The sequence below is a fragment of the Prevotella sp. P5-126 genome (genome assembly GCF_002251185.1).
In the GTDB taxonomy this organism is placed as follows: Bacteria; Bacteroidota; Bacteroidia; order Bacteroidales; family Bacteroidaceae; genus Prevotella.
This window is the reverse complement of the sequence record NZ_NPIZ01000073.1, coordinates 1-11,643: the sequence shown is the minus strand read 5'-3', so window position 1 is coordinate 11,643 and position 11,643 is coordinate 1. Positions and strand designations below refer to the sequence as shown.

Here is an 11,643-nt window from a genome sequence, read left to right as displayed (position 1 = left end):
AATTCATCGGCAACAACCTTACAAGCGCGATGCCTGCATTAACCATTGGACAGGAACAGAGACAGCACGCCATCGGCTACCTTACGGGACAGGTGGTGTACGCTACCGGCGGCGAGGCCCTCGGCACCGTCACCGTGTACGACCGCAAGGGGCAGGCGGTGAGATGTGTACGCAAGGGTCTCGGCGGACGTCTCGAGGATGTGGTCACGGCATACACGTTCACGGGTGCCGTTGACAGCACGGAGGTGCATGCCGGTGTCGGTTACGGGAGTGACTTCATGGCAAAGACCTCCTATACGTACCAATATGGCAAAAAGACAAAGATGAGCCTGTCCGTCAGACATGGTGCCTCCACACAGTCGCGTGAGACGGGATACGTCTATGACGCCATAGGCAGGCTGGAAAGGAAGGAAAGGCAACTGACCAGGACATCCAAGTCCATGTGCTCATATACATACGACGTTCACGGATGGCTCAAGAGCGTCAGCAGCGGAGGATTCCGCGAAGACCTGTACTATGCCGACGGTCTTGACAGCGCATGCTACAACGGAAACATAAGCACCGTGCGGTGGAAGGCAAGGAATGATAGCGAATACAAGGGCTACAACCTGAGGTACGACGGGTGCAACCGCCTGTACCTGGCGCTTTTCGGAACAGGCGACAACCTGACAGGCAACAGAAACTACTTCAACGAGCAGGCGGAGTACGACTGCAACGGAAACATCAAGAGGCTGCGACGTTGCGGGCTTCAGGACGCGATGCACGGAGGTTTCGGATTGGTTGACGACCTGCGGATGACATACGAGGGGAACCAGTTGGCAAGCGTGTTCGACAACGTATGGAGACTTCCGTACGCAGGGGCGACGGACTTCGACGGCGTGGCTGGGCAGGAGTATCCACTGACATACAACGGGGCAGGGTCGCTCACGAGCGACGCGAGCCGCAGGATAGCGAGGATAGACTATGATCTGAGGAACAATCCGATAAGGATACAGTTCACCGACGGAAACGTGACGAAATATGTCTATAGCGCAATGGGCGAGAAACTGCGCGTGGTGTATCAGACAGCCGTTCCGAACATCACCGTCGCCATAGGAAGCACAAGGGAGCTCATGCCGTCGGAGATACTATACACAGACTCCACGGACTATCTGCTTGGAGGTGCCTTGACGCTTAAGAACGGACGCATAGACATGTTCCAGTTTGACGAGGGATACTGCCAGGCCACACAATATAATGCCACGCAGGACAACTTCACCTTCCTGTACTATGACAAGGACCACCTGGGAAATGTACGTCAGGTGACGAAAGCGGTAGGCAGCAATGGGACAGTAGTACAGACGATGAACTACTACCCCTTTGGAGCCCAGTTCTGTGACGGCTCTGCCGCATCAGGTGACGTGCAGCCGTACAAGTACAACGGCAAGGAACTGGACAAGATGCACGGATTGAACACCTACGACTACGGAGCGCGGCAGTACAATCCAGTCACCGCACGTTGGGACAGGATGGACCCGTTGGCGGAGAAATACTATAGCGTTAGTCCGTATGTGTATTGTTTGGGGAATCCAGTAAAGTTTGTGGACGAAGATGGCTTGAAGCCTACGGAAGAGGAAGCGGCTCGAATCGCGCATCATGTATATGGCAAAGACAAAGTTGAACTCATTGGGGGGTGGAGAGTCTCTAATTTGCATATAGACGGAGTCACTTTAAGGGATGACCGTTCTGGTTTTAAGTCTGCTATATATGAACGTACAATTGACGGGGTCACAGAATATGTCTATGCTACTTCAGGAACAGATAGTGATAGTTATGAAGACTGGAAAAATAATTTCTTACAGGTATTTGGAGCCTCGGAGCAGTATAATATTTCAAAGGAAAACGCACGTGTTTTATCGGACAATATTAATCAAGAACTTACTTTCGTAGGTCATTCTTTGGGCGGAGGCATGGCGGCTACGAATGCCTACAAGACAGGTCGCAGTGCAATGACATTTAATGCCGCATGGGTAAGTCCCCTTACCATTGCACCATGGAACAGGAAAGGTGCAAAAATAGACGCATATGTTCATGTTCGGGATGAATTGAATATTTTCCAACAAACACACATGGGAGTGAGAGCTAATGGAAATATACATTGGCGCAATAAAAACCGTGCAATAATGGGGCACAGCATAAAGAATTTCTATCCCTCGGGAAAGGAAATGATAATGCAGAAGAGCAAAAATGCACAATCGCAATATACGTTGAATACTAACAATATTTTATTTGGCTTTTAATTATGAAACATAATGGATATTTTTGTGCAATATGTGTCTTGCTGGTATTGTTGTCGTCCGCGTGCATAGACAGGGAGGCGCCAGTAGATAAGAAAAAACTATTAGGAGATGATTTTAGGTTATTTCAAGGCACCATTGCATGGAATTTAGCCAAGGCTGTACAAGACGAAAATGCCGATGAAATAAGGCGGCAGGTTCAGGATAAGAATATACCTATTGATTATAAGGAAGATAGATGGAAGCAAACTCTATTAATGCTTGCCACCCATAATAATAAGAAAGAATCAGTAAAAGCATTATTGGAATTAGGTGCAAATCCTAATGTACCATGTGATACCATTAGATATAGAGGGGATAATTCGGTTATTATTGCTTCAAGATTTAGTCGTGTTTCCCCTGAAATACTAAAGATGTTGTTAGAATATGGTGGAGACCCCAATTCCGTAGAGCGCGGAGTGCAGCAAGACAATCTTGGCAACTGGATTCCCGCTCGCCATTTTGCGTTGTTCGAGGCAGTGGATTTGGATGGAGATTATGAAAAAGTAAGAATGCTTGTGGAGGCAGGTGCTGATGTTAACATGCAGACAGAAGATACAGGTGCAGGTGCAATGTATGTCGCACTAACATTTGACCGTATGGATGTCCTTCTTTATTTACTGGAACACGGAGCAGACTATAATAGGAAGTTTAAAAGAATGGATGTTATCAGTTCTAAAGACTCTGCATATTACAAGTCATTTTATGTTGACATTCTTTATATGTTGAGACTTAGGGCATATCCTCTTGACTCTAAAAAGCATAAGGAAAAGTTAAAAGTCATAGATTTTTTAAAGGAAAGAGGAATGGACTATTGGAAGTCACCTGTCTCAGATTGGGCTTTAACTGTTATAAAACGTGAAATATCTCCGAAGGATGAAAAGGAATTACAGGAATATCTCAAGCGGTATTGACAACTGCAACGTGACGAGGTTTGTCTATTCCGCCACGGGCGAGAAACTGCGAGTGGTGTATCAGACTGCCGTTCCGAACATCACCGTCGCCATAGGAAGCACAAGGGAGCTCATGCCGTCGGAGATACTATACACAGACTCCACGGACTATCTGCTTGGAGGTGCCTTGACGCTTAAGAACGGACGCATAGACATGTTCCAGTTTGACGAGGGCTACTGTCAGGCCACACAATATAATGCCACGCAGGACAACTTCACCTTCCTCTACTATGACAAGGACCACCTGGGCAATGTCCGTCAGGTGACGAAGGCGATAGGCAGCACGGGGACGGTGATGCAGACGATGAACTACTACCCCTTTGGAGCCCAGTTCTGTGACGGCTCCGCCAATAACAACGATGTGCAGCCATACAAATACAATGGTAAGGAACTGGATAAGATGCACGGACTGAACACCTACGACTACGGCGCACGGCAGTACAATCCCGTCACTGCACGTTGGGACAGGGTAGATCCGCTGGCGGAGAAGTACTATAATGTGAGTCCGTATGCGTATTGCCACAATAATCCGGTAATGTTGATGGATCCAGATGGGATGGATGATTATTACACTTCTGACGGAACATACTTAGGTACAAACTCTGCAGAATCGGATTATATATATAAGTGATGACTATCGCGAACTGAAAGATGGCAAATATGTTATCAATCTTAATACAAGAGTTGGTTTACCATCATCTGATATTTCGGCAGAAGCTTTATCAAAAATTTTCACACATATCGTTGGAAGAATGCCTGAAGTAGATTTAACCCAAATAGATTGTAATCAGATTAATGTTGTGAAATGGTCACGTGACGCATATAGCAACACTATACACGTTGATAGCCATTATGGTAATGTCATGGTGGTGATGATAAAACAAATGCGAGCACATTAGGCAACAATATAACAGCTTTTTGGGGAGACAACAAACAAATGTTTGAATCACGAAGTAATATTCAGAACATGTTAGGTGGAGAAGAATACACCTGCCATATAAAAAAACAATGGCATCACTACATGAAAGATAGTAGGAATCCTAACAAAACCGACAATATTAAAATATTTAATTATTTAATGAACCACCCAACATGGAATAAGACAACTGATACTTACAAACAAAGTTTGATAAGATACAAACAATTTTTTTTAGGAGAATAAAAGATGAAGAGATTAATAATTGTCACATTAGTACCCCTTTTGTTTGCGTGCAATGACAAATATGTCTTGCAGGCGAATTTATGCATGGTTGGTGATAATAAAGAGATAAGGAGAGACGAAATGGATAACGTTTTCAACATAAGATGTTTGTCCATTCACTATTTAGCCATAAACAAATCCAATGACTCCATATTTATACCAATAGGGTATCCATACGAGAAAACGGTTATTGCCAATATAGAGTCAAGGGATTTATTTTATCAGCCATATCAATTATATAGATGTAATAAGTTTAATGGTTCAGCACAGCAATATTTTGCACCGGGAGATAGTATTTCAATTACATTCCTTTTTGCCATATATCCTAAAAACAGTACTGATAGCGAATGGTTGCGGAATGTTTCAACCAAGGAGTTGATGTCAAAGATGGAGTTAAAATTGGTTAAGCCAACGAATGGGAAAAACATAGATAAAATTCCCAACATAATCTTTAATAATGACACTAACGATATATGCATAAATCCAGTAATAAGTGTGCAAGATTCAGATCAGAAGATGGATTATGAGTCGATTAAACATAATTAAAGTAAATTGAGACATGAGCACGGTGCGCATTGAAAATACTGATATTCAAATTTGTTTAGATTATGTCGTCCAAACGAACGATTCCGTTATCTCCATCAATAGTTACAACTACAGGAAGCCATGAGTATAAATAAAATACACATAACGCTGATAACGATGCTTGCGGTGCCGCCATGCTCGGTTCTGGCTCAGACTCCATCCCAGAACTACGTCAGGACCGTGACGATGCTCGACGCTTACGGGACGGATTCCATTCAGGCTGTGCAGTACTACAACGGCCTGGGCCGCCCCACGCTCTCTGTCGCCACGGCGGGAGGAAACGGCGAGACCGCCTGCACCCTGACGACCTACGACGGAGCGGGGCGCGAGAAACGCAGGTATCTCCCCGTGCCTGCAAGCGGACTCGACTATATCCCCGTGAGCGGGGTCACGTCCATGGGCTTGTTTTATCTTGACGACGGATTCTTCACCGAGAGCCACTACGACGCGCTCGACAGGGTGACAGCAGTCGACATCGCAGGAGACACATGGAGACAGGCGGGAAAGCAGGACAGGACGGAACACCTCGCAAACACCGCTTCCGACCAGGTGCTGCACTTCGAGGCTCCCGAGGACGGCTCGTACAGCCTCACGCTCCCCGAGAACACAGCCTTCGAGTACTATCCAGAGGGAACGCTGGCAAAAGCAGTGTCTTACGATGCCGACAACAGGAGCACAGCCGTATTCACCGACCTGCTCGGGAGGAAGATTATGGAGCGCACCGCAGCAGGAGATACCTATTATGTATATAACGACCTCGGCCAGCTGCGCTTCGTGCTCACACCTGCATTCAACAAAATATCGCAGGAAAAGACAATATATGCATACGAATATCGTTATGACAATAGAGGGCGGGTGGTATGGAAGAAACTGCCCGGGGCGGAATGCGTGCAGTACTGGTACGACAGTGCCGACCGCATGGCGTACATGAGAGACACCGCTCTGGGAAACCGCTACCGCTTCTGCCTGTACGACCGCTTCGGAAGGCTGTGCGTGCAGGGCACATGCAGCGACGGAAACCGCGACGGGTCGGTGCTCTCCGCTACATCATACACGAGCGGATCAGGGGGTGTCTGCAGCACAGGCTACTCCGCACCGTACAGCATCAGCGACCCGCAACTCGAGATAGTCAACTACTACGACACCTATGAATTCATCGGCAACAACCTTACAAGCGCGATGCCTGCATTAACCATTGGACAGGAACAGAGACAGCACGCCATCGGCTACCTTACGGGACAGGTGGTGTACGCTACCGGCGGCGAGGCCCTCGGCACTGTCACCGTGTACGACCGCAAGGGTCAGGCGGTGAGGACTGTGCGCAAGGGACTCGGCGGGCACATTGAGGATGTCAGCACCGAATACACCTTCACGGGCGCCGTTGACAGCACGGAGGTCAGGGTAGGCGTAGGTTACGGGGGCGACTTCACGGCGAAGACCGGCTACACATACCGGTACGGCAAGAAGACAAAAATGAGCCTGTCCGTCAGCCACGGGGGCACCGCGCAGTCACGCGACACGGAATACTCCTACGATGCCATCGGAAGGCTGAGCACCAAGGGGCGGCAAACGATAAGGAACTCCAAGTCATACTGCTCATATACCTACGACGTGCACGGATGGCTCAAGAGCGTCAGCAGCGGAGGATTCCGCGAAGACCTGTACTATGCCGACGGTCTTGACAGCGCATGCCACAACGGAAACATAAGCACCGTGCGGTGGAAGGCAAGGAATGACAGCGAATACAAGGGCTACAACCTGAGGTACGATGGATGCAACCGCCTGTACCTGGCGCTTTTCGGAACAGGCGACAACCTGACAGGTAACAGAAACTACTTCAACGAGCAGGCGGAGTACGACTGCAACGGAAACATCAAGAGGCTGCGACGTTGCGGGCTCCAGGACGCGATGCACGGAGGCTTCGGATTGGTTGACGACCTGCGGATGACATACGAGGGGAACCAGTTGGCAAGCGTGTTCGACAATGTCTGGAGACTTCCGTACGCAGGGGCGACGGACTTCGACGGCGTGGCTGGGCAGGAGTATCCACTGACATACAACGATGCAGGGTCACTTACGAGTGACGCCAGCCGCAGGATAGCGAGGATAGACTATGACTGCCTGAACAACCCGGTCAGGATACAATTCACCGACGGAAACGTGACGAAATATGTCTATAGTGCCACGGGCGAGAAACTGCGCGTGGTGTATCAGACTGCAGTTCCCAACATCACCGTTGCCATAGGCAGCGCGAGGGAACTCATGCCGTCGGAGATTCTGTTCACTGACTCTACCGACTACCTGCTGGGCGGTGCTCTCACGTTGAGAAACGGCAGGATAGATAAGTATCAGTTTGATGAGGGCTATTGCCAAGCCACACAATATAATGCCACGCAGGACAATTTCACCTTTCTGTACTATGACAAGGACCACCTGGGCAATGTACGTCAGGTGACGAAAGCCAGCAACAGCACGGGGACTGTAGTGCAGACGATGAACTACTACCCATTTGGAGCCCAGTTCTGTGATGGTTCTGCTGCTACAAGTGACTTCCAACAGTATAAATATAACGGAAAGGAGTTAGACAAGATGCACGGACTTAATACATACGACTACGGTGCGCGTCAGTATAATCCCGTGACAGCCCGATGGGACAGGATAGACCCGTTGGCGGAGAAATACTATAGCGTTAGTCCGTATGTGTATTGTCTTAACAATCCTATCAGACTAATTGATCCTGATGGAAGGAAAATATTTTTAGTTGGAACCCATGATGAGCAGATGAGGACATTAGGTTATATGCAGAAATTGACAAATGACAATCTGTTATTGAATAGGAAAACAGGTGAAGTGACAATTGGCGGTAGAAGATGGGACAATAGAGACAAGAAACTGGATGTCGGAACATCTTTGCTGAGAGATGTGATTGGTCACAAACGTACTACTGGAATCCAGATAGGGAGTGAAAGCGATAGGAATAGATATCATAGTTATTTCCCTAAAGACGCATCCAATGGTAAAGGTACGGATGGTTATATTAATCTGAACCCGTCATCTTCTCTGGATTTAAAAGTTCAGGACTCCAATACAGAAAAAACTGTAGTTGAAACTATACCTATGGAAATCGTGGTTGGACATGAGTTAATTCATGCATATTCAGCAATGAATGGCAATGCGCCAAAGGATGGAGAAGAATCATCGTATATTTACAGGGACGTAGATGGTAAATTGTATGAAACACAAGAAGAAACCAGTGAATTAGAAACTGTAGGTATTATAGGCAATGAAAAATATACAGAAAACAAATTACGTAAAGAACATGGTCTAAATAAAAGAGTTGTGTACTAATGAAAAAAAACATTATTTTCTTTTTTGTAATCATCTTATGCGGATGTACGAAAACGTATGACGATGGCATTCTATGCAAATACCTTTATTTCCCAACAAGCACAAATAAAAATTGCTTTTGGGTGGAGGTTAAAGAAGACAGGACATTGAAAGAAATTTTCGGTGAGATGTCCTGGGATTGTCATGACTCTATCTCATCTGGAAAGTTTCCCAAGGATGGTATTTCGTGGGAGAAAATTCATGATGAAGACAGCATAATAATAGATGCTACCGCATTTAGGCAACTTGAAGAACTTGTCTCGGAAGTAAGGAAACGAAAATCCGTGAACTATTTTATTCAGAGCATTTCTCATGATGGTATGGGTAACGTACTTTTTATAAAAGACAGGGCCTATTATTTTGAGATAGGAATTTACGATGACAAACCGACCATGGATTTTATAGATAAACTCAAAGAAACAAGCCCAATCCCAATAAGAAGTTCGTGGGGTTCAGTTCTTCAGAAATATTAATAAGGAGATTAATGATTAGCATAAAGTTTCAAAAGGTTCAAATCATAGGACTGCTTGACGACCTCCAGATGACGTACGAGGGAAACCAGTTGTCAAGCATGCGCGACAACGCCTCGCGGATGGCGTACGCAGGTGCTACGGACTTTGACGGCGTGGCTGGGCAGGAGTATCCACTGACATACAACGGCGCAGGGTCGCTCACGAGCGACGCCAGCCGCAGGATAGCGAGGATAGACTACGACATGATGAACAACCCGGTCAGGATACAGTTCACCGACGGAAACGTGACGAGGTATGTCTATAGCGCCACGGGTGAGAAACTGCGCGTGATATATCAGACTGCAGTGCCGAACATCACTGTCGCCATCGGCAGCGCAAGGGAGCTCATGCCCTCGGAGATACTATATACCGACTCCACGGACTATCTGCTGGGCGGTGCCCTTACGCTGAGGAACGGCAAGATAGATAAGTATCTGTTCGACGAGGGCTACTGTCAGGCGGAAAGCCTGAACGCCACTCAGGACAACTTCATGTTTTACTACTACGACCGCGACCACCTGGGCAACGTACGTCAGGTGACGAAGGCGGCCGGCAGTACGGGGACGGTGGTACAGACGATGAACTACTACCCCTTTGGAGCCCAGTTCTGTGACGGCTCTGCCGCATCAGGTGACATGCAGCCGTATAAATATAATGGGAAAGAATTTGATAAGATGCACGGCCTGAACACCTACGACTACGGTGCACGTCAGTATAATCCAATCACCGCACGATGGGACAGGGTTGATCCATTGGCAGAGAAATATTATGGCGTTAGTCCGTATGTGTATTGTACGAATAATCCTGTAATGTTGGTGGATTCAGATGGACTTTTCCCTATAGGGATTGTCAAAATTCGCCATGAAAGAACATACATGGTGACAGGTACAAGTATTACAGGAACTATTATGACTACAAAGGCACAAACAACATATTATAATTTTACAGAATCCGCCGCTCATCTATTATCTTTAGTGTCTGGTATTTCTGAAAAACATATAAGGAAAGTCAGGTTGGAAGAATTCGGAGGACAACTGAAAAACAATTGCATTACTTTAGGAAGTAGTCCTGAAAAAACTCGTATACTTGTATCGCCTACTTATTTCGATGAATCAAATATGAGCAGTGAACAATATTATGATTGGTGGTTTCGCGAATTTTCGCATGAGGTTGGTCATATAAAACAAATAAATAGAGATCAGAATTCAGGTCAATACATACTAAAAACAATTTATGGGTATATTAAGACTATGAGTCATGATGAAGCCCCACGTGAAAAAGAAGCAGAGCAAGGAAGTATAGCATATAGAGATTTCAGAAATTTTGTAAAGAATGAATTCAAAACAGATTTGACTACATTATTTGTAGATGAGAAATCTGAAGAAAAAAAGATAAAACAACTTGATATATGGTGGAACTCTTATATAAATCAGGGAAGATAAAACACTTATTTTATGCCTGTATAGTGTCGCTTCTTTTTACAGCATGTACAGAAGATCATTCTTTCTCACTTGATGAGAGGCGACAGATTATAGTAGTACATAATTTACTGGTTTTAGAAATTGAATCTGATAGTTCGCAAACTCATGAAGGACATTTTTTCTTTATTGTCAAAGAAAATCCGTATGATACGAAAGAATTTGATACAATCAGATTACAGGGTCAATCTACAGGATTAAAGATTAAAAAGGATGATAGTTGTGGTTACAAAAAAACGCAAATGATCAATTTACTTCCTAATAGGAAATACACTATAATCCATAGTGGAATGGGTGGTCGGGTACGTATTCAAGAATACTTTTGGACTGATTCAATAGGCAACTTAAGAGTTGACCCGACAAGAAAAAGAAAAGTTGGTTATAAAGAGGTTATAGGGACAGATAGTTGGGGAACATGACAAAGGATATCTATAGCGCGACGGGCGAGAAACTGCGCGTGGTGTATCAGACTGCCGTGCCGAACATCACCGTCGCCATAGGAAGCACAAGGGAGCTCATGCCGTCGGAGATACTATACACAGACTCCACGGACTACCTGCTCGGAGGTGCTCTAATGCTTAAAAACGGCAAAATAGATAAATTCCTGTTTGATGAGGGTTACTGCCAAGCCACACAATATAATGCCACGCAGGACAACTTCACCTTCCTCTACTATGACAAGGACTACCTCGGCAACGTACGTCAGGTGACGAAGGCGATGGGCAGCATGGGGACGGTGATGCAGACGATGAACTACTACCCCTTTGGAGCCCAGTTCTGTGACGGCTCAGCCGCCACAAGTGACGTGCAACCATATAAGTATAACGGAAAGGAACTGGACAAGATGCATGGACTGAACACCTACGACTACGGAGCAAGGCAGTACAATCCTATTACAGCACGTTGGGACAGGATGGATCCGCTGGCAGAGAAATATTATCCATATAGTCCTTATATGTATTGTCATGACAATCCCGTAAATAGGATTGATCCTGATGGACGTGATGATTATTACACCACAAATGGAGATTTCTTGTTCCGTGACGATAAAGAAACAGATAATATTATTATTAGAAACCAATTCTTACCCCAATTCGGGATAAAATAGCGATTAGTTGCATGTGAAGACAGATACGTGAATTCTCTTCCCATACCATCAGACATGGGCTATATATAAAGAATCGAAAGAGATTATTCTGTCCTTAGAACAAT

General features: G+C 45.8%; 9 protein-coding genes and 1 pseudogene. All 10 read left to right on the top strand.

Going from position 1 to position 11,643, the window contains the following annotated elements; translation table 11 throughout:
• The coding region (locus tag CIK90_RS08645; protein ID WP_144007321.1) for an RHS repeat-associated core domain-containing protein at positions 1-2,279 on the top strand (2,279 nt) is incomplete at its 5' end.
• A 2-nt stretch (positions 2,280-2,281) separates the two neighbouring features.
• On the top strand, positions 2,282-3,229 hold the full coding sequence (locus CIK90_RS08640; RefSeq protein ID WP_094389610.1) for an ankyrin repeat domain-containing protein: 948 nt from the start codon (positions 2,282-2,284) through the stop codon (positions 3,227-3,229).
• Positions 3,192-3,899, top strand: coding sequence for an RHS repeat-associated core domain-containing protein (locus CIK90_RS08635; RefSeq protein ID WP_254046317.1), 708 nt, complete (start codon positions 3,192-3,194; stop codon positions 3,897-3,899). The genes CIK90_RS08640 and CIK90_RS08635 overlap by 38 nt, the downstream gene beginning before the upstream one ends.
• A gap of 534 nt (positions 3,900-4,433) precedes the next feature.
• A complete protein-coding gene (locus CIK90_RS08625) occupies positions 4,434-5,015 on the top strand; it encodes a hypothetical protein (RefSeq protein WP_094389612.1) in 582 nt (193 codons plus the stop codon).
• 120 nt (positions 5,016-5,135) lie between these two features.
• Positions 5,136-5,534, top strand: a pseudogene (locus CIK90_RS14650) (DUF6443 domain-containing protein); the annotation flags it as partial.
• A gap of 168 nt (positions 5,535-5,702) precedes the next feature.
• Complete coding sequence (locus CIK90_RS08620; RefSeq protein ID WP_158216049.1) at positions 5,703-8,402, top strand: RHS repeat-associated core domain-containing protein; 2,700 nt, start codon at positions 5,703-5,705, stop codon at positions 8,400-8,402.
• The gene (locus CIK90_RS08615; RefSeq protein WP_094389657.1) at positions 8,402-8,914 is read left to right on the top strand and encodes a hypothetical protein; all 513 of its coding nucleotides are present in this window, start codon (positions 8,402-8,404) and stop codon (positions 8,912-8,914) included. Before CIK90_RS08620 ends, CIK90_RS08615 begins: the two co-directional genes overlap by 1 nt.
• A gap of 11 nt (positions 8,915-8,925) precedes the next feature.
• Positions 8,926-10,395 (top strand): RHS repeat domain-containing protein, encoded by a 1,470-nt coding sequence (locus CIK90_RS14445; RefSeq protein WP_254046316.1) that lies wholly within the window; start codon positions 8,926-8,928, stop codon positions 10,393-10,395.
• On the top strand, positions 10,362-10,850 hold the full coding sequence (locus CIK90_RS08605; RefSeq protein WP_254046315.1) for a hypothetical protein: 489 nt from the start codon (positions 10,362-10,364) through the stop codon (positions 10,848-10,850). The genes CIK90_RS14445 and CIK90_RS08605 overlap by 34 nt, the downstream gene beginning before the upstream one ends.
• Positions 10,847-11,539 carry an RHS repeat-associated core domain-containing protein gene (locus CIK90_RS08600; protein ID WP_094389655.1) on the top strand — a complete coding sequence of 231 codons (693 nt, stop codon included), beginning with the start codon at positions 10,847-10,849 and terminating at the stop codon, positions 11,537-11,539. The genes CIK90_RS08605 and CIK90_RS08600 overlap by 4 nt, the downstream gene beginning before the upstream one ends.
• Positions 11,540-11,643: the final 104 nt, after the last annotated feature.